This window comes from Bradyrhizobium sp. JYMT SZCCT0428 (assembly GCF_018131075.1).
Taxonomy (GTDB): Bacteria; Pseudomonadota; Alphaproteobacteria; order Rhizobiales; family Xanthobacteraceae; genus Bradyrhizobium.
This window is the reverse complement of record NZ_JAFCLS010000025.1, coordinates 12,908-31,595: the sequence shown is the minus strand read 5'-3', so window position 1 is coordinate 31,595 and position 18,688 is coordinate 12,908. Positions and strand designations below refer to the sequence as shown.

Here is an 18,688-nt window from a genome sequence, read left to right as displayed (position 1 = left end):
AAACTGCTAACCGAGCCCTGCTCGCGCGACTGGCGACCTTGGATGGAGTACCATCGGGAAGCGCGGGACTAGCTGCCGCGCGCCTGGGCACCCCCTTTAACCGAGGATCTTGCCCATGACTGACCATCCCCGCCGCGTCACCCGCGCTCTGTTGTCCGTTTCCGACAAAACCGGCCTGATCGAATTCGCCCGCGCGCTCGCAGGCCACGGCGTCGATCTGGTCTCCACCGGCGGCACCGCGAAGGCGATCGCGGCGGCAGGGCTGAAGGTCCGTGACGTTTCCGACCTCACCGGTTTCCCCGAAATGATGGACGGCCGGGTCAAGACGCTGCATCCGAAGGTGCATGGCGGCCTGCTCGCGATCCGCGGCAACAAGGAACACACGGATGCGATGAAGGCGCACGGCATCGCGCCGATCGATCTGCTGGTGGTCAACCTCTATCCGTTCGAGGCGACCGTCGACAAAGGCGCCGGCTACGAAGACTGCATCGAGAACATCGACATCGGCGGTCCGGCGATGATCCGCGCCGCGGCGAAGAACCACGACGACGTCGCCGTCGTCGTCGAAGCCAGCGACTATCAGTCCGTGCTCGACGAGCTCGCCGCCAACAACGGCGCCACCTCGCTGAAACTGCGCCGCCGTCTCGCGGCAAAGGCCTATGCCCGCACTGCCGCCTATGACGCCGCGATCTCGAACTGGTTTGCGCTGCAGTTGAAAGACGACGCGCCTGACTTCCGCGCCTTTGGCGGCAAGCTGATCCAGTCGCTGCGCTACGGCGAGAACCCGCACCAGACCGCGGCGTTCTACGCGACGCCCGACAAGCGGCCGGGCGTTTCGACCTTACGCCAGCTCCAGGGCAAGGAACTGTCGTACAACAACATCAACGATACCGATGCGGCCTATGAATGCGTCGCCGAGTTCGACCCGGCCCGCACCGCGGCCTGCGTCATCGTCAAGCATGCCAACCCCTGCGGCGTTGCCGAGGGCAGCGATCTGCTCGGCGCTTATAAAAGGGCACTGGCCTGCGATTCGACGTCGGCGTTCGGCGGCATCGTCGCAGTCAACCGCACGCTCGACGCCGACGCTGCGCGCGCCATCACCGAAATCTTCACCGAGGTCATCATCGCGCCGGACGCGACAGAGGAAGCCATCGCTGTCGTCGCCGCAAAGAAGAATCTGCGGCTGTTGCTGGTCGGCGACCTGCCCGATCCACGCAAGCCGGGCCTGACCGCCAAGACGGTGTCCGGCGGCCTCCTGGTGCAAAGCCGCGACAACGCCGTGATCGAGGACATGGCGCTGAAGGTCGCAACCAAACGCGCGCCGACCGACGCCGAATTGCGCGATCTCAAATTCGCCTTCCGCGTCGCCAAGCACGTCAAGTCCAACACGATTATTTACGCCAAGGACCTTGCCACCGTCGGCATCGGCGCCGGCCAGATGAGCCGGGTGGATTCCGCGCGCATCGCCGCGCGCAAAGCGCTGGACGCGGCGGCTGAACTGAAGCTCGCCGAACCGCTGACCAAGGGTTCAGTGGTCGCGTCAGACGCGTTCTTCCCGTTCGCCGACGGCATGCTGGCCTGCATCGAGGCCGGCGCCACCGCGGTGATCCAGCCCGGCGGCTCCATGCGCGACGATGAAGTGATCAAGGCCGCCGACGACCACGGTATCGCCATAGTGTTCACCGGCGTGCGGCATTTCCGGCATTGAGCCACACCTGTCATTGCCGGGCTTGACCCGGCAATCCATCCGCTACGCAAAAAGATTTTCAAAATTGATGGATGCCCGGGTTAAGCCCGGGCATGACGAGTGGGTAATTCCCTTACCCGCAACAGCAGCGCCAGCCCGACGACAAAAAACACCACCAGCAGCGCCATCCCCGCTTTCTGGCTCGCGGTCACCGCCGTAACAACGCCGATCAGCAGCGGGCCGACGAACGAGGTGACCTTCCCGGTCAGCGCGAACAGCCCGAAACACTGCGCGATGCGATCTTGCGGCGCGAGGCGAATCAGCAGCGTGCGTGACGCCGCCTGCAGCGGACCGCCGGCGCCGCCGATCAGGCATCCGAGGATGAGATAGGCGCGCTCCGCAGCACCGGCGAACAATGGTCCGCCGGGCACGGGCGGGTCCACCTTCACGAACAGGATCGAATCCTTGTCGACCAGCAGGATGGCGGCGAGCGCCAGCAGCAACACCAGGAGGCTGATCGCGATCACGCGCTTCGGCCCCACGCGGTCATCGAGCTTGCCGCCGAACCAGGCTCCGAACACGCCCGCGATCGCCGCGACAATGCCGAAGGTGCCGATCTGGATCGTGTGCCAGCCGAAGGTGCCCGCCGCATAGATGCCGCCGAAGGCAAACAGCGACACCAACCCGTCGGTATAGATCATGTTGGCAAGCAGGAACGTCGCCAGCGATTTCTGCTTCGGCAATTCGCGCAGCGTCTGCTTCAGCTCGCTCAAACCTTCGCGCAACGCCGCGCGCACCGGAAGCTTCGCCGGATAATCCGGCGTCAGCAAAAACATCGGCAGCGTGAACAGCATGAACCACAGCGCCGTCAACGGTCCGGTGATGCGGTCGCCCGCATGCGTCACCGGGTCGAGGCCGAACAGCGGCATGAAGCCGAACAGCGTGCGTCCGGTCTGCGGATTGGCGGCGAGGAAACCGAGCACCAGGATCAGGCTGAGGATACCGCCGACATAGCCGGTGGCCCAGCCGGTGCCGGACAGCCGGCCGATCTTGTCCGGCGGCACCAGCGTGGGCATCATCGCGTTGTTGAACACGGTGGCGAATTCGACGCCGACGCTCGCGATCGCATAGCACAGCAGCAGTGTCGGGATAATGCTGGGATCGCCGGGCTTTCCGAACCACATCAGGCTGGAGCCGATCACCAGCAGCAAGCCGAATGCCGCGATCCACGGCTTGCGACGGCCGCTGGCGTCGGCAATCGCGCCCAGGATCGGCGACATCAGCGCAATCATCAGGCCCGCGGCCGCGGTGGCAAATCCCCACAGCGCCTGCCCGATCGCCGGATCCGGCGCGACGAAGCCTGCGAAATACGGCGCGAACACGAAGGTGGTGATCAGCGTGAAATAGGGCTGGGCTGCCCAATCGAAGAAGATCCAGCTGACGACGGCGGCGCGGGGCGGATATGTTCTTGGAATATCAGCGCCAGATGCCTGAGGAGCAATCACCGTCATACGCAGGAATTTCCTTCATCGATCACGACAAGGCGTTTTGCCCGTCGAATTCGAACCCATATAGCATGCGATTATCATGCGTGTGCTATTGCCAGGCGGCACACCGGCTCAACTGCGGCGGATTTTGGATGATTTTCTGCACGAATAAGTGGCGTAGCGCGCTGGTGACCATCACGCTCGTCGTTGCGTCAAGCACAACGGCCTATGCGCAGGAGCAACGCCGCCTCTATACACCGCCGGACCTTGCCACGGTTCGCGCCATATCCGCCCAGCACGGCATGGCGGTGGCGCAGGAAAAACTCGCGGCCCGCATCGGCGCCGACATTTTGCGGCAGGGCGGCAACGCGGTCGACGCCGCGGTCGCGACCGGCTTTGCGCTGGCCGTGACCTATCCACGCGCCGGAAATATCGGCGGCGGCGGCTTCATGGTGATTCATTCCGCCGAGCGCAACGAAGACGTCGCGATCGATTATCGCGAGACCGCGCCATCCGCTGCGACGCGCGACATGTATCTCGGCGCCGACGGCAAACCCGACACCGACAAATCGCGCAATTCGGCGCTCGGCATCGGCGTGCCCGGCACCGTGGCGGGCCTGGCGCTGGCGCTGGAAAAATACGGCTCCGGCAAATTCACCCTCGCACAGATCATCCAGCCATCGATCGAACTGGCCCGCGACGGCTTTATTGTCGCCGACGACATGGCCGACACGCTCTCCGACATGTATCGCCGGATGGCGCGCTGGCCGAATTCCGCCAAATCTTTCTCCCGTCCCGATGGTGAGCAGCTGCGTGACGGCGACCGGCTGATCCAGCCTGATCTGGCAGCCACGCTGACCGCGATCGCCGAACAGGGCCCGCGCGGCTTCTATGAAGGACCGGTCGCAAAAAAACTGGCGAAGGCGGTGAGCAATGCCGGCGGCATCATGACGCCGGACGATCTGAAATCATATCAGGCGCTGCTCCGCGCGCCGGTGCGCGGCAATTACCGCGGCTACGACATCGTCTCGATGCCGCTGCCGTCGTCGGGCGGCACGGTGTTGCTGGAAACGCTGAATATCCTCGAAGGCTTTCCGATGTCCGACATGAAGCAGGGCTCCGTGCCCTCGCTGCATGTCATGATCGAGGCGATGAAGCGCGCCTATGCCGACCGCGCCCGCTATCTCGGCGACCCCGATTTCGTCAACGCGCCGATGCAGGTCCTGCTCGCCAAGGATTATGCGGCGAGGCAACGCGCCAGCATCGACCCGGAACGCGCGACGCCGTCGGCCGATGCGTTGAAAGTCACCCCGCAACGCGAGGGCAGCAACACCACGCATTATTCGGTTGTCGACTCCAGTGGCAACGCCGTCAGCAACACGTATACCCTGAACTTCCCCTATGGCGTCGGCCTGGTCGCCGACGGCACCGGCGTGCTGCTCAACAACGAGCTCGACGATTTCACCGCCGCGCCCGGCGCCTCCAACGCCTTCGGGCTGGTGGGTTTTGAGGCCAATCTGCCCGGCCCCGGCAAGCGGCCGCTCTCGTCGATGTCGCCGACCATCGTGCTGAAGGACGGCAAGCCGGTGCTGGTGACGGGAACGCCCGGCGGCAGCCGCATCATTTCGGCGGTGCTGCAGGTCGTCGTGAACGCGCTGGATTACAAGATGGATGTTGCGGCGGCCGTGGCGGCGCCACGCGTGCATCATCAATGGATGCCCGACGAAGTGCGGGCGGAACGCGGCTTTCCGCAGGAGACGCTCGACGCGCTGAAGGCCAAAGGGCATCAGGTGATCGTGCCGCTCGGCCAGACCTCGGCCAATTCCATCGCCGTGACGCCCACCGGCCTGCTCGGCGCCCCCGATCCGCGCACCCGCGGCGCGGAAGCCGCGGGGCAGTAGGTTTCGCCGGGATGACGATTTGCCTGATCAAGGCATCGGCGTAGGATTGATTTTCTGAAGCGTCGCCGCGAACAAAGGTGCGTTCCCTCCCCCCTTGCGGGGGAGGGTTAGGGAGAGGGGTTCACACGGGCGGTCCCGATGACGCCACCTCTCTCCCCGACCCTCCCCCGCAAGGGGGGAGGGAGCATGACCATTTGCGCGTCCCTAACCGTGCGTCGATAATGGAGTGCTCCCATGACATCCCTCAAAGGCAAGACACTGTTCGTCTCCGGTGGCAGCCGGGGCATTGGGCTCGCGATTGCGCTGCGCGCCGCGCGTGACGGCGCCAATGTTGCGATCGCGGCCAAGACCGCGGAGCCGCACCCAAAACTCAAGGGCACCATCTACACTGCCGCCGACGAGGTGCGCGCCGCCGGCGGCAAGGCGCTGCCGGTGCTGTGCGACATCCGCGACGAAGCGCAGGTGATCGCAGCGATTGAAAAGACCGTGGCCGAGTTCGGCGGCATCGACATCTGCGTCAACAACGCCAGCGCCATCAGCCTGACCAATTCGCAGATGACCGACATGAAGCGGTTCGACCTGATGATGGGCATCAATACGCGGGGCACCTTCCTGGTGTCGAAATATTGCATCCCGCATCTGAAAAAGGCCGAGAACCCGCACATCCTGATGCTGTCGCCGCCGCTCGACATGAAGACGAAATGGTTCGAGCATTCCACCGCCTATACGATAGCCAAGTTCGGCATGAGCATGTGCGTGCTCGGGCTGTCGGGCGAATTGAAATCCGCAGGCGTCGCCGTCAACGCGCTGTGGCCGCGCACCACGATCGCGACCGCCGCGGTCGGCAATCTCCTCGGCGGCGACGCGATGATGCGCGCCAGCCGCACGCCTGAAATCATGGGCGACGCCGCTTACGTCATCTTCACCAAACCCTCCCGCGAATTTACGGGACAATTCTGCATCGACGACAAGGTACTCTACGCCAGCGGCGTGCGCGATTTCGAGCCTTACCGCGTCGACAAGTCAGTGCCGCTGATGCCGGACTTCTTCGTGCCCGATGACGATGTCCCGCCGCCCGGTGTCACCGTGCAGGCGCTGCCCTCGGTCGCCGCCGCGAAGCCCTAGCGCCGGGACCTGACGGGCAACGGAGAGGCGTGTGGGCTGGCGAAGTTGGACCACTGTCGGACTGCTGCTGACCGTGACGGGGGCGGCTTGCATCATCATGCTTCGTCCCGATCGCAGGATCCGCGTCGCCACCGGCGTGGTCGCGCACAGTGTCTGCGCCAAGACCTTCGTATCCGGGCTCGATCCGCAAACCGTGTTTTCGGAAACCATCGAGCGTGCCTCGCTGCGCCGCGTGCGCGCGCTGCTGCAGTTCAGGGTCGACCGCACGGCCGGAACGGTCGATGCGTCGGCAGCGTGGATGTTTGGCAGCCGCGCTGTCTATCATGAAGGGCTCGGCTGTGTGCTGCGGCACGGAACGAATGAGCCGTACATCCTCAGGAGCGACATTGACGCATTGAAGGTACCCAAATCGCCGCCGTTGCTGGGCGAGATTGCCGGCCCCGATGTCGTGGCGCCGGCCAATCCCGCATTGAAAGCCGCGCTCGATCACGCCTTCGAGGAGTCGGCCGAACCGCCGTTCCGGCGCACCAAGGCTGTCGTCGTGGTGCATGACGGCAAGGTGATCGCCGAGCGCTACGCCAGCGGCATCGGCGTCAACACCCCGCTGCCGGGCTTTTCCATGACCAAGTCGGTGATCAATGCCTTGATCGGGGTGCTGACCCAGCAAGGCCTTGTCACCCCCTCGATGCCCGCGCCAATACCGGAGTGGCGCGGCGATCCCAGGCGCGAGATCGAGGTCGAGCATCTCCTGCGCATGACCACCGGGCTGGCGCTCGACGAAACCAACAGCTTCAGCGAGATGATCTACCTGCAGGACGACATGGCCGGCTTCGCGGTCAAGGCTGCGCTTGTCGCGCCGCCGGGCACGCGCTGGGCCTATTCCAGCCCGACGACGCAACTGTTGGCGCGGATCATTCGCGATGCCGTCGGCGGACCGGAGCAGAGCCTGGCGTTTGCGTGGCGCGAATTGTTCAATCCGCTCGGCATGCGCAACGTCACGCTGGAATTCGATGCGACAGGCACGCTGCAGGGATCGACCTACATGCTGGCGAGCGCACGGGACTGGGCACGGTTCGGACTGCTGTTTGTCAATGACGGCGTTGTCGGCGGCAAACGCCTGCTGCACGAGGACTGGGTGGATTTCTCGGCCGCCGCGACACTCGACACCGACTACGGCGCCGGGTTCTGGACCAATCGCAGCGAGCATGAACACGCCAAAGAACGCGTGCGATCCGGCATTCCCCGCGACGCCTTCTTTGCGGCCGGCGATCTCGGCCAGCGTATCGTGATCATGCCGTCACAGCGTCTCGTCATCGTGCGCCTCGGCGACAACGTCGATCCGACCGGCGACACCAGAGGGCTCGCCAGGTTGGTATCGCGGCGGTGGGGCCTTAGTTCTTCTCCCTCTCCCGCCCTTGCGGGGGAGGGCCGGGGTGGGGGTGTCGCCGCGATTCAGACTGTTCGTGTGGAGAGAGCCCCCACCCGACGCTACGCGTCGACCTAAGAGCGAGCTTCGCTCGTCTCGACCCCGCAAGAGCGGGAGAGGTAAGAACTCTACCTCCCCACCACATACGGCCCGCCCTTTTCCAGCGCGCGGGCATAGGCCGGACGGGCGTGGATGCGTTCCAGGAACGCCATTGCCTTGGGGTGACCGACCTCCAGCCCGCCGCGCGCGGCGGCCGCTTCCAGCGGAAAGCTCATCTGGATGTCGGCGCCGGAGAATTCGTTGCCGGCGAACCATTCGCTTTTCGCCAATTCGCCCTCCCAGTAATCCATGTGCTGCTTGAGCTGCGGATTGACCAGCGTGGTCAGCGCGGTATTGCAGACCTTGCGCACCAGTGGCCGCAACAGGGCCGGCGCGCGTTTCGGCATCAGCGTGAACAGCAGTTTCAGCAGCAGCGGCGACATCGCGGAGCCTTCCGCATAGTGCAGCCAGTAGGTGTAGCGCAGCCGCTCCGGCGTATTCGCTGGGGGAATAAGCCTGCCGTTGCCATAAGTGCCTATGATGTATTCGGCGATCGCGCCTGATTCCGCGATGGTGTTGCCGTTGTCGGTGATCACGGGCGACTTGCCGAGCGGGTGAATGGCGCGCAGCTCTTTCGGCGCGCGCATGTCGCCCTGGCGTTGATAGCGCACGATCTCGTAGGGCACGGCAAGCTCTTCGAGCAGCCACAGCACACGCTGCGAGCGGGAATTGTTGAGATGGTGCACCGTCAGCATGGCTGTCCCTCCGGGAATTGCGGATGTTCCCCTATCAGGCCTTGGCAGGTTTTGCGACTTGCCAGTCATTAGGCAAAAGGACGCCACGTCGGGCCAAGGGTCAAAAATTATCCGGGTAATATTGACCTTTTAAATATACCCGGGTATAAATACCCCATGTGGCCCTTTCGGAAACGCAAAATGACCCAAAGCTTTACCGCCTTCGAGGGCGAGCGGCGCTTCATTACCGGCTCCCTTGCCCAAGTGGCGCTCGCCATTAAACGCGCGGGCCGGCCGTCTGGCGCGGTTCACATCTTCAGTGACGCCAGCGGCCGCCCGCTCGATCTGGACCTGCGCGGCAGCGAGGACGAGATCGTCGCCAGGCTTCCACGCGCCGAGCCCGCGGCCCCTGCTCCCGAGGCTGGGCCGGCGGAGCCGCGCGGCCGCGGCCGGCCCAAACTCGGCGTGGTGGCGCGCGAGGTGACGCTGTTGCCGCGGCACTGGGAATGGCTGAACACCCAACCCGGCGGCGCGTCGGTCGCCTTGCGCAAGCTGGTGGATGAAGCCCGCCGCATCAGCGGCGATCGTGACCGCCTGCGCGCGGCGCGCGATGCGGCCTACCACTTCATGTCTGCGATGGCCGGCAATCTCGCCAGTTTCGAGGAAGCGTCGCGCGCTTTGTTCGCCGACGACCGGCGACGCTTTGCCGGACTGATCGCGGATTGGCCGGTGGATGTGCGCGACCACATCGTCAGGCTCGCCTACGGCGACCAGGCCGCGCAGGGAACATGACTTCACGAAAACGATAGAGCGGGCTGACGGCGTCAGTCCCCTCTATCTGTTGATCTCACAGCATCGACCCGCTAGGCTCAGTTGGATGATAACAATCATATAAGAAGCCGTCAGGAGAACGCCGTGAGTACCAATCCGCAATTCCTGTTCGATTTCGGCAGCCCCAACGCCTTCCTCAGCCATGAGGCGATCCCGGCGATCGAGAAGCGCACCGGCGCGAAGTTCGAATATATCCCGGTGCTGCTCGGCGGCATCTTCAAGGCCACCAACAACAAGTCGCCGGCCGAGACGCTCGCCGGCGTCAAGAACAAGCGCGAGTTCCACGCGATCGAGACCGAACGCTTCGTCAAGCGCTTTGGCGTCAAGCCCTACATCTGGAACCCGTTCTTTCCCGTCAACACGCTGAACCTGATGCGAGCAGCGGTCGCCGCGCAGATGGAAGGCGTATTTGAAAAATATATCGAGGCCGCGTTCCACCACATGTGGGTCGAGCCGAAGAAGATGGACGACCCGGAAATAGCGGCGAAGGCGCTGGCCTCCTCCGGCCTCGATGCGGCGAAACTCCTCGTCCGTTCGCAGGACGCCGATGTGAAGGCAAAGCTGATCGAGAACACGCAGGCCGCGGTCGAGCGCGGCGCATTCGGCTCGCCGACGTTCTTTGTCGGCAAGGAGATGTTCTTCGGCAAGGAACAGTTGCGCGAAGTCGAGGAGATGGTTTCGGGCAGATGACGACGTAATCGTCATCCCGGGGCGCGAAGCGAACCCGGGATCTCGAGATTCCGGGTTCGATGCTTCGCATCGCCCCGGAATGACGGCGCCACAGAATCAGATGTGGAGTTCACCAATGCAAAAACGAAACGCCACCGTCGCTGTCATCGGCGCCGGCGACTACATCGGCGGCGAGATCGCCAAGAAATTCGCTTCCGAAGGCTTCACCGTGTTCGCCGGAAGGCGTGACGGCGCCAAGCTGGAGCCGCTGATGAAGGAGATCGAGGCAGCCGGCGGGTCGATCGTAGCGCGCTCGCTCGATGCGCGCAAGGAGGACGAGGTTGGTGCCTTCCTCAACGACGCCGACGCGCACGCGCCGCTGGAGGTCTGCATTTTCAATGTCGGCGCCAACGTCAATTTCCCGATTCTTGAGACCACCGACCGCGTGTTTCGAAAAGTCTGGGAAATGGCCTGCTGGGCCGGCTTCCTCGCGGGCCGGGAATCGGCGCGGCTGATGCTGCCGCGCGGCCAGGGCAACATCTTCTTCACCGGCGCCACCGCGAGCCTGCGCGGCGGCAGCGGTTTTGCGGCCTTTGCCAGCGCCAAATTCGGCCTGCGTGCGGTGGCGCAATCGATGGCGCGTGAGCTCGGGCCAAAGAACATCCATGTCGCGCATTTGATCATCGATTCCGGCGTCGATACCGCCTGGGTGCGCGAGCGCCGCGAAGCGCTCTGGGGCAAGGAAGCCCTCGACAATCCGGATTTGCTGATGCCGCCCGCCTCGGTCGCGGCGTCCTATTGGCAGCTCTACCAGCAGCCGCGCAGCGCCTGGACGTTCGAGCTGGAGATTCGCCCGTTCGGGGAGAAGTGGTAATTCGTCATGGCCGGGCTTGACCCGGCCATCCACGTCTTGCTTGCTTCTGCAGTGTTAAGATGTGGATGCCCGGGAACTAGCGCGAAGACGCGCTTCGCGCTGCTGGCCGGGCATGACGAGAGTGTGTTTCGGGCGCTCTGGCTCAAGTAAGCAAGAACAAGAAGGAGTTTAAGAATGCGCATTCTCGTGGTCGGCGCCGGCGCCATCGGCGGATATTTCGGCGGCAGGCTGCTTCAGGCCGGGCGCGACGTGACGTTCCTGGTGCGGCCGAAGCGGGCCTCCGAACTCGCCTCCGCCGGCCTCGTCATCAAGAGCCCTGCCGGCGACGTCACGCTGAAAAATCCGCCGACGGTGCAGGCCGACAAGCTCGCGGAAAAATTCGACGTGGTGCTGCTGAGCTGCAAGGCGTTCGACCTCGAGGACGCGATCAAGTCCTTTGCGCCGGCGGTTGGTCCAAATACCTCGATCATCCCGCTGCTCAACGGCATGCTGCACTTGAACGTGCTCGACGAAAGATTTGGCGCGGAGCGTGTGCTGGGCGGCCTCTGCGCGATTGCCGCGACGCTCAACGAGGCGCGCGAGGTGGTGCAGCTGGCGCCGATGCAGTCACTCAATTTCGGCGAACGCGACGGCAAGATGTCGGATCGCGTCCGTGCGATCTCTGAAATCTTCACCAGCGGCAACATTGGCGCTGTTGCGAGCGAACACATCATGCAGGACATGTGGGAGAAGTGGGTATTCCTCGCCTCGCTCGCGGCCTCGACCTGCCTGATGCGCACGTCCGTGGGCAACATCCTGGCGGTGACGGGCGGCAGGGATTTCCTGCTCGGCATGCTCGATGAAACCAGCGCGATCGCAAAGGCCGCAGGTCACGAGCCTGCAGGCCCGTTCTTCCAGCGTACGCAGGGCCTGTTGACCGCCGAAGGTTCGCCGATGACAGCGTCGATGTTCCGCGACATCAAGGGAGGTTTTCCGGTCGAAGCCGATCACGTCATCGGCGACCTCGTCGCCCGCGCCGACGCCGCGAAAATTCCAGTGCCAAAACTGCGCATCGCCTACACCCATCTCAAGGCGTATGAAAAGCAGCGGGAGTGAGGTTTTATTCGTTGTCGTCCCGGCGAACGCCGGGACGACAGCAATCACAAATGCGCCAGATAATGCGCCAGCGCCTCGATCTCTTCTTCGCTGAGGGAATAGGCGACACTCGCCATCGCCGCCATGCCACCGCCGGACCGCACCCCTGACTTGTAGTCGTGCAGCGCCTTGCTGAGATAATCCTGACGCTGCCCGGCGACGCGGGCGACCGCCTTGGTGCCGGCGTAGTCTGGCAGGTGGCAAGACGCGCAACGCCCGCCCACGGCCGCCTGCGCGCCCTTCTTCGACAGATCCGGCTTGTCGTCGGGCGGCGCCTTCGGCGGCGGGAGCTGCGCGAAATAGGCGCCGAGATTGCGGATGTCCTCGTTGTTGAGCTGCTCGACGATCGGCTGCATCTGCTCGTTCTTGCGGGCACCGGCGCGGTAGAACACCAACTGCCACTGGATGAACATGTCCGGCTGCGCGGCCAGCGAGGGAATGTTTTCCATCTGCGAAATGCCGTTTTCGCCGTGACAGCCGACACACAATTCGGCTTTCGCCTTGCCGGCGACGATATCGGCGGCATGGGTGGGGCCGCAGATCATCGCTGCTGCTAGTAGGGTCCCGGCTAATGCAAGTCGCATTTCAAATCCTCTGCTGTCATTGCCGGGCTTGACCCGGCAATCCATCGGCCTCCAAGAGAATCTTGTTTGATGGATGCCCGGGTCAAGCCCGGGCATGACAGAGCGTGTTCCATTACTCTCTTCACAAACGCGAAGCTGCGGCCACTCGTTCCCGAGCAACCGCAGCCACTATTTTCTTCGCTCTACTTCTTCGCGTAGCTGATGCGATAGATCGCACCGGCCCAGTCGTCGGACACCAGGATCGAGCCGTCCTTGTCGAGGATGATGTCGTTGGGACGGCCGAGATAGCCCTGGTCGCCTTCGAGCCAGCCGGACGCAAAGATTTCCTGCTTGGCGTTCTTGCCGTCGGGACCGACGATTACGCGCTTGATCCGGGCGCCCTGGTACTTTTTCCGGTTCCAGGAGCCGTGTTCGGCGATCAGGATGTTGTTCTTGTACTCGGCGGGGAATTGGCTGCCGGTATAGAACTTCATGCCGAGCGGCGCCACATGCGCGCCGAGATTGAGCACGGGGGGCGTGAACTCCGAGCACTTGTGACCCATCGCGAATTTCGGATCCGGCATATTGCCCTGGTGGCAATAGGGATAGCCGAAATGCTCGCCGATCTTCGTGATCATGTTGAGCTTGTCGCTCGGCAAGTCGTCGCTGATCCAGTCACGGGCGTTTTCCGTGAACCAGAGCCGCCCGGTGCGCGGATCGACGTCGCCGCCGACGCTGTTGCGGACGCCGAGCGCATAGATTTCGGCGTTGCCGGTCTTGGGATCGACGCGGCGGATCTGCGAGACGCTGGTCGGGGGAATGCCGATGTTGAAGGGAGGTCCGAACGGCAGATAGAACCAGCCCTCCTTGTCGACCGCGATGTATTTCCAGCCATGCGCGGCGTAGGACGGCATGTCGTCATACACCACCTTGCCGGCGCCGAGATTGTCGATATTGGCTTCGGCGTTGTCGTAGCGGATCAGCTTGTCGACCGCGATGACGTAGAGCGCGCCGTCGCGGAACGCGAGGCCGGTCGGCATGTTGAGGCCCTTCAGGATGGTCTTGACCTCCTTCTTGCCGCCATTGTCCTTGATCGCATAGACGTTGCCGAGACCGAACGAGCCGACGAACAGCGTGCCCTTGTCGCCCCACGCCATCTGCCGCGCCGCAAGCACGCCCGAGGCGTAGACCTCGATCTTGAAGCCCGCCGGCAATTTGATCTTCGGGATCAGCTTGGCGAGTTCGGCGTCGGTCGCGCCGGTCGGCGGGCCGGACGGCGGCGCCTGTCCCTTCTGCGCCTCGGTCTCGTCGCCGAGGAACCAGTCGGGCGGCGGGTTGGTCCAGAACTCCTTGGTGCCGGATTCGTATTTCTTCAGCGCCTGTTGCGCGTTGGCCTGGCTGGCCGCCGCGACAACAAGGATCGCCGTGAGCGCAAGAACAGATCGATGGAAAGCCGATTTCATCGCGTCACTCCCTATGCAGCCTTGGGGGCTGCGCCTGTTATTATTTTGAACGTTCGAGAGACGAACTTGGTCAGGTGAGGTGGAATAGACCGTAAAATGGTAGCACATCTATTTCAGGAGAAAAGCGCGGGCTGCGCTACCCTGTCAGACGAAATTAGATTGAGTGCAAAATTTTCTTCGTCGGGTTTTGTTTTCGGACTTTTGCAAGGTGCGCGCTGCACCGCAATATTTGTTGCAAGCGAACGTCCGCCCGCGACGAAGCTTGGTCAATTTAGCGTGACGCCGATTGCCGGCGTCGTCGGATCGCCGAAATCGTGGTCCACCTCGCGCGCGACCGTCCCGTTACCTTCTTCGCGTTACCGACAGCACGGCGGTGCCATGGTTGTTGCGGTAGAGCAAATCGTAAAGACCGGGAATGCCGATCACGGCGTCGTTGACGAAGACGAACAACTCTTCCTTGCCGTTTGGCGCAATCGTCGGCGTGATATTGAACTGGATGATGTCGTCATAGGGATCGGGCTCGTAGGAGTCCTCCTCGCCGCCGACATTGCCAAATCGCAGCACGATGCGAAACCAGTCTTTGGATAATTCCCGCCGCATCGGCAGCAACAGCGAGAGATAGACACGCTCGTACCATTGCGGCCGCTCTTTGCTGGAAAAGCCCCCGACCGGCGTGCCGATGCGGGCAAGGCCATTGAACCACTGCTTGTCTTCGCCATTTTTGCCGCCGGCTTGAATGGTCACATAATAGCGGCCGCGATGCTGCAGCAGGATGCCCGTCGCCTTGCACAAATCCGACGTCTTGAATTCGACGCGCGCGGTCTGGTTGACGGCGAGCACCACGGGTTTTGGATCGCCATCGCGATGCACACAGGTATATCCCGCCATGTCCCAGCCGTCGTAAGCAAGATGACTGACAAGCGCAAATCCGAGATAGACGAACACCGCTGCGAAGAAGCCCGGAGCGATCCTTTGCTTCAAAGTGTCCTGGATGCGGATGTAAAGCGGGCTGCTGCGCAGATCATAGATCCAGTTGTCAGGGAGCCCTTGCGGCGCTTCCTGCGACTTGCGCCAGATCGAGGCCATCAGGTTCGACGTGCGGCCTGCGATCTTCGAGGACAGAACCAGCAGGCCTGAGACCAGGACAGCGATGAAGGCGAACCAGCCCGGCGCGCGCGCGTAACCGTCGATCCAGGTCGTCGCAAAGTCCGGCAGGAACCCGCCGACAAAGCGCACGAGGTGGGACACCCAGCGGATCGGACTGGTATATTCATCGTAGCGTTGCGCGCTGCTGAGGAGCGGGAAGACGAGCAGCCACAGCGTCGCGCCGACGGTGGCGAAATAGGTGATGCGGCGCAGCCAGACCCAATTCCAGACATGCTCCTGCGCCAGCGCGCGTTGCGCCGCGGCGGCGCTCGTTTCAAACGGTTGTGTGGCGGGCGCGATGCTGAACGTGTCGGGCGCGACGATCTCGCCGTCCTCCTTGACGACGTCGTAATATGGCGGCAGGCCGACCGGCGCGTAGCCATGCGCGTTGTTCTCGATGCGCCGGAAGACGCTTTCGTGAATCTTGGCGCTGATGACGTCGACCTCGTCGTCTTCCAGCTTCTTCGGATAGAAGGCCGGCACCAGCTTGCGCGGCCCGTAGCGATAGTATCCGCCAAGGCCCTTGCGCGGATCATAGAGCCGTCCGTCCTTGTCTCGCTTCGAGATCGCGTTCTTGAATGTATCGGGATCGGCAATCATGTGGTCGGGGCTCGGCGGCTGGCCCGCATAATCCGACTTGAATTTGAGCCCGCAGCGCCTCGCCTCGGTAATCATCCAGACGAAGGGGATGTGGGCCAGCGCATCGTCGGGATAGCCGCCGCCGACATTGGTATGGACGCCGGCGAACCAGACCTGGCTGATGCGTTCGTCCTTGATGAAGCGCTTTGCTGTGGGATCGGCCACCGCCGCGCCGCCATTGGTGTCGGCGGTCTCGTCCCAGAGCTGCGGGTGGAAGGTGGTGCGTTCCTCGTCGAGCGCCAGCGCCTGGCAGGCGCGCGCGACGCCCGCGGCCAGATGCCTGCCCGGCAGCTCGAGCCGCCAGAGATATTTATGAATGCCGCGGGTCATTTCGTCGACCGGCATGCCGTAGGCGGCAACCGTGTCCCAGACGCCGATGAACCTGACCTTGACGTTCCTGCGAACCTCCTTGGGCGGGTAGTGCGGACCGAACTTGTTGCGGAACCACTGGTAGGGCGCTTCCAGCCTCAGATCATGATAGCGATCCCGGCGATAGGCGCGGTAGGCCGCACTCGCGAGACTATGCAGTTCGGCTTCGTTATCGGCTTTGACCAGCCCCTGGCTGTCGATCAGCCCCATCACGATCCGGATCGTGAAGGCACCGCGGCTGAAGCCGAAGCCAAACAGCTCGTCGTCCTTGTCGCGATAATTCCGGCAGGCAAACTTGTAGAGCGCAATGACGTTGCGGCGCAGGCCGAGACCGAACGCACCACCGAGGATCGCCATCGGCTTGAACGAGGAAGTGCCGACACCGTCGTCATAGAACGCGACCTGGTCGTTGCCGGATAGATCCAGCGCCTCGAAGGTGCGCCAGACATTGGTGCGCCAGACTTTTGCCGCGGAATTACCGGTGCCGTCGGACAGCAGAATGATTTTTCGGCTCATGGGACATGCCTCGCCCGCGGCATGAATTGAACATGCAACCTACGGTACTAGAGGTTGCCACGTTCTCTTCGAATAGAGAAGCATATCGCGGGCAGGGCGCCGCCCGTCAATACGGCGGCTCGGCATAGACGGGCTTGCCGTCGATCAGCAGACGCTTGATCGCAGACTGGCCGGAAGGCGTCACAGCCGCGACCACCTCGAGCCGCGCCTTTTCGGTCGTCTCGATTTTCTTGCCCTCGCCCTGCGGTACGAAATAGCTCTCGAGCCCGTATTTCACGAGCGCGGCGCGGATTCCGGGCTTGCAGACCCTGAGCCCCGCCTCGTTGGGCGGACAGACCGATCCCGCGTCCACCTTGCCCAGAATGACGATATCCGCGCCGGACACCGCCGGCCGCTCGGATGAGATCGCGACCGCCCTCGCCTTGCCGGTCTCGTCGGGCCGCAGGGTCACGAATACTTTTTGTCCCCGTTTGAACTCGCTCGTTGCGTCCTTTGGCAAGTCAACTGACGAGATTTGATAATCGAGAATGACGTAATCGCCGCGAAACAGGTCGCGCGGGTCGACCGGCACGATCTCGAGCCGGACTTCCTGGCCGTTTCGCAATATTTCCGCGCGTTGATAGACCATCGCGAGGATCAGTCCGCAGAGCAGCAGCACGGCGAGAATGTAGCGCGGGAGCAACGGCACGCGCCCGATCAGGCTGTCGACGGTACTCATCAGGCTGCACTCCCTGAGGGTTGCTCATTGGCATGTCTTGACCAGCTTGCGAGTTTGCGCGCCCCCAGGGCGAGGCCCAGCAGCACGACACCGGCTGCAAGGAAGAACAGGGACTGGTCGAGCAATGTGCCGACCGTGCGCCAGAGCAGGATCAATATCGAAACGCCGAACACCGCGTAGCCGACCATGACAAATGTCCGCAAGCCAACCAGCAGGCCACCTGCGATCAAGGCCACCGCGCTGACGAGCACGGCGATGGGAATCAGCACGCGGCTCGGAATTGCGGGGCCGCCCGCCAGCATCAGCGGAATCGTCAAGCCAATGGCGCAGGCCGCGATGATCACAAGCCGCCCCTTGTCCCTGTCCCGCGCCAGTACCGCGAGGGCCGCCAGCGCGAGCACCGCCGCGGCATAGCCAAGGCCGACATGCGCATCGATGGCGTGCGCGAAGCGTTCTGATTTTTCCAGGATGAGTTCGATTTCAAAGCAGAGAAACACGCCGAAGGCCCAGCCGCCCCATGGCAAGAGCGCCCGGAACTCGGCGGGCCAGTCCCGGTCCAGCGCCAGCAGCCCGATCGCGATGTAGGCTACCGCGAACGCAATGCCGCCATGGATCAGGCGATCCGCCGGCGCCCACATCATTGTGGCCAGCCAGACGCCCAGCGCCAGAGCTGCAGCATGCGCCACCAGGCGATTTTCGCGGCCCAGCGCCAACGCAAACGCCGGAACGAACAGCAGGAAAAAAGGCCAGTGGATTTCGCGCCATTCCGCGTCGTCGAACCTTCCTAACGACCAGGCCGTCATCGCCGCAAAGGCAATCACCAGCGGCCCGCTCTTGCCCGTCAACGCGGCCGCGATGAGCGCGCCGATCGCCACCAGCATCGCGCCAGCCGGCCAGTCGCCCGGCAGATGATACATCTGGCCGACCAGCGCCACGCCCGCGCCAAAGCAGAGCGTGGCGAACGTCACGGCGGCATCGGCACCCCAGGGAATCGCGCGTCGGCCGAGTAGCAGGGCAACGGGAAAACAGGCCGCAATCAGCGTGAGAATGCCGACCAGCCTGACCAGGCGTGGAATCTCCTGCCAGTTGGCGGCAACAAAGGCGCTGACGCTGGCCGCCAGCATCAGGGCGCCAAGCATCGCGAAGATGGCGGGCAGGCGCGATACCGCCTCTTCGCCAAATCGCGCCTTTCGGATGGAATGGGCCGCGTCGCCCGAAATCACGCCCTCTGCGACCCATTTGACGAGGTCCGCCTCGAGGCGCTGCCGATATCCACGTTCGAACAATTGTCAGCCCCGCTTGCGTCACGATCCTTGCGGCGTGGCACAATACGACGCTGCAATCCTTGGTACCGGAAGATGGCATGC

At 63.5% G+C, this 18,688-nt stretch carries 15 protein-coding genes and 1 riboswitch; of the genes, 8 read left to right on the top strand and 7 right to left on the bottom strand.

Annotated features, from left to right (window positions below):
- The first annotated feature begins 15 nt into the window (after positions 1-15).
- A riboswitch (ZMP/ZTP riboswitch) is annotated at positions 16-96 on the top strand.
- A 19-nt stretch (positions 97-115) separates the two neighbouring features.
- Complete coding sequence (gene purH, locus JQ575_RS24455; protein ID WP_212035710.1) at positions 116-1,708, top strand: bifunctional phosphoribosylaminoimidazolecarboxamide formyltransferase/IMP cyclohydrolase; 1,593 nt, start codon at positions 116-118, stop codon at positions 1,706-1,708.
- A gap of 80 nt (positions 1,709-1,788) precedes the next feature.
- Here purH and JQ575_RS24450 read toward each other — a convergent pair whose 3' ends face one another.
- The gene (locus JQ575_RS24450; protein WP_212035709.1) at positions 1,789-3,198 is read right to left on the bottom strand and encodes an MFS transporter; all 1,410 of its coding nucleotides are present in this window, start codon (positions 3,196-3,198) and stop codon (positions 1,789-1,791) included.
- Between the two features lie 128 nt (positions 3,199-3,326).
- On the opposite strand from JQ575_RS24450, the gene ggt reads away from it, so the two are divergent.
- From ggt to JQ575_RS24435, 3 genes are all read left to right on the top strand, one after another.
- Positions 3,327-5,075, top strand: coding sequence for a gamma-glutamyltransferase (ggt, locus tag JQ575_RS24445; protein ID WP_212035708.1), 1,749 nt, complete (start codon positions 3,327-3,329; stop codon positions 5,073-5,075).
- 234 nt (positions 5,076-5,309) lie between these two features.
- Positions 5,310-6,200 carry an NAD(P)-dependent oxidoreductase gene (locus JQ575_RS24440; protein WP_212035707.1) on the top strand — a complete coding sequence of 297 codons (891 nt, stop codon included), beginning with the start codon at positions 5,310-5,312 and terminating at the stop codon, positions 6,198-6,200.
- Positions 6,201-6,231: 31 nt separating this feature from the next.
- On the top strand, positions 6,232-7,704 hold the full coding sequence (locus JQ575_RS24435) for a serine hydrolase (RefSeq protein WP_312016014.1): 1,473 nt from the start codon (positions 6,232-6,234) through the stop codon (positions 7,702-7,704).
- A gap of 50 nt (positions 7,705-7,754) precedes the next feature.
- Here the strand turns inward: JQ575_RS24435 and JQ575_RS24430 are convergent, their stop codons facing one another.
- Positions 7,755-8,420: a glutathione S-transferase family protein gene (locus JQ575_RS24430; protein WP_212035706.1), complete on the bottom strand. Its 666-nt coding sequence runs from the start codon at positions 8,418-8,420 to the stop codon at positions 7,755-7,757.
- A 180-nt stretch (positions 8,421-8,600) separates the two neighbouring features.
- On the opposite strand from JQ575_RS24430, the gene JQ575_RS24425 reads away from it, so the two are divergent.
- The 4 genes from JQ575_RS24425 (at position 8,601) to panE (ending at position 11,868) form a co-directional block, all read left to right on the top strand.
- Positions 8,601-9,191: a DUF2239 family protein gene (locus JQ575_RS24425; protein ID WP_212035705.1), complete on the top strand. Its 591-nt coding sequence runs from the start codon at positions 8,601-8,603 to the stop codon at positions 9,189-9,191.
- A 123-nt stretch (positions 9,192-9,314) separates the two neighbouring features.
- Positions 9,315-9,920: a 2-hydroxychromene-2-carboxylate isomerase gene (locus JQ575_RS24420; RefSeq protein WP_212035704.1), complete on the top strand. Its 606-nt coding sequence runs from the start codon at positions 9,315-9,317 to the stop codon at positions 9,918-9,920.
- Between the two features lie 115 nt (positions 9,921-10,035).
- Complete coding sequence (locus JQ575_RS24415) at positions 10,036-10,773, top strand: SDR family oxidoreductase (protein WP_212035703.1); 738 nt, start codon at positions 10,036-10,038, stop codon at positions 10,771-10,773.
- Between the two features lie 174 nt (positions 10,774-10,947).
- Entirely contained in the window at positions 10,948-11,868 is a 921-nt protein-coding gene (gene panE, locus JQ575_RS24410; protein WP_212035702.1) for a 2-dehydropantoate 2-reductase, read from the top strand.
- A gap of 44 nt (positions 11,869-11,912) precedes the next feature.
- On the opposite strand, the gene JQ575_RS24405 is transcribed toward panE, so the two are convergent.
- The 5 genes from JQ575_RS24405 to JQ575_RS24385 form a co-directional block, all read right to left on the bottom strand.
- Positions 11,913-12,491, bottom strand: a complete 579-nt coding sequence (locus JQ575_RS24405) for a c-type cytochrome (RefSeq protein WP_212035701.1) — start codon at positions 12,489-12,491, stop codon at positions 11,913-11,915.
- Positions 12,492-12,673: 182 nt separating this feature from the next.
- On the bottom strand, positions 12,674-13,933 hold the full coding sequence (locus tag JQ575_RS24400; RefSeq protein WP_212035700.1) for a sorbosone dehydrogenase family protein: 1,260 nt from the start codon (positions 13,931-13,933) through the stop codon (positions 12,674-12,676).
- A gap of 342 nt (positions 13,934-14,275) precedes the next feature.
- Positions 14,276-16,603, bottom strand: coding sequence for a DUF2235 domain-containing protein (locus JQ575_RS24395; RefSeq protein WP_212035699.1), 2,328 nt, complete (start codon positions 16,601-16,603; stop codon positions 14,276-14,278).
- Between the two features lie 106 nt (positions 16,604-16,709).
- Entirely contained in the window at positions 16,710-17,321 is a 612-nt protein-coding gene (locus tag JQ575_RS24390) for a GDYXXLXY domain-containing protein (RefSeq protein ID WP_212035698.1), read from the bottom strand.
- Complete coding sequence (locus JQ575_RS24385; RefSeq protein ID WP_212035697.1) at positions 17,321-18,607, bottom strand: DUF2157 domain-containing protein; 1,287 nt, start codon at positions 18,605-18,607, stop codon at positions 17,321-17,323. The genes JQ575_RS24390 and JQ575_RS24385 overlap by 1 nt, the downstream gene beginning before the upstream one ends.
- Positions 18,608-18,688 lie beyond the last annotated feature (81 nt).

Coding starts and splice junctions, on each gene's coding strand:
- purH (WP_212035710.1), top strand. CDS start 116: ATGACTGACCATCCCCGCCGCGTCACCCGCGCTCTGTTGTCCGTTTCC.
- JQ575_RS24450 (WP_212035709.1), bottom strand. CDS start 3,198: ATGACGGTGATTGCTCCTCAGGCATCTGGCGCTGATATTCCAAGAACA.
- ggt (WP_212035708.1), top strand. CDS start 3,327: ATGATTTTCTGCACGAATAAGTGGCGTAGCGCGCTGGTGACCATCACG.
- JQ575_RS24440 (WP_212035707.1), top strand. CDS start 5,310: ATGACATCCCTCAAAGGCAAGACACTGTTCGTCTCCGGTGGCAGCCGG.
- JQ575_RS24430 (WP_212035706.1), bottom strand. CDS start 8,420: ATGCTGACGGTGCACCATCTCAACAATTCCCGCTCGCAGCGTGTGCTG.
- JQ575_RS24425 (WP_212035705.1), top strand. CDS start 8,601: ATGACCCAAAGCTTTACCGCCTTCGAGGGCGAGCGGCGCTTCATTACC.
- JQ575_RS24415 (WP_212035703.1), top strand. CDS start 10,036: ATGCAAAAACGAAACGCCACCGTCGCTGTCATCGGCGCCGGCGACTAC.
- panE (WP_212035702.1), top strand. CDS start 10,948: ATGCGCATTCTCGTGGTCGGCGCCGGCGCCATCGGCGGATATTTCGGC.
- JQ575_RS24405 (WP_212035701.1), bottom strand. CDS start 12,491: ATGCGACTTGCATTAGCCGGGACCCTACTAGCAGCAGCGATGATCTGC.
- JQ575_RS24400 (WP_212035700.1), bottom strand. CDS start 13,933: ATGAAATCGGCTTTCCATCGATCTGTTCTTGCGCTCACGGCGATCCTT.
- JQ575_RS24395 (WP_212035699.1), bottom strand. CDS start 16,603: ATGAGCCGAAAAATCATTCTGCTGTCCGACGGCACCGGTAATTCCGCG.
- JQ575_RS24390 (WP_212035698.1), bottom strand. CDS start 17,321: ATGAGTACCGTCGACAGCCTGATCGGGCGCGTGCCGTTGCTCCCGCGC.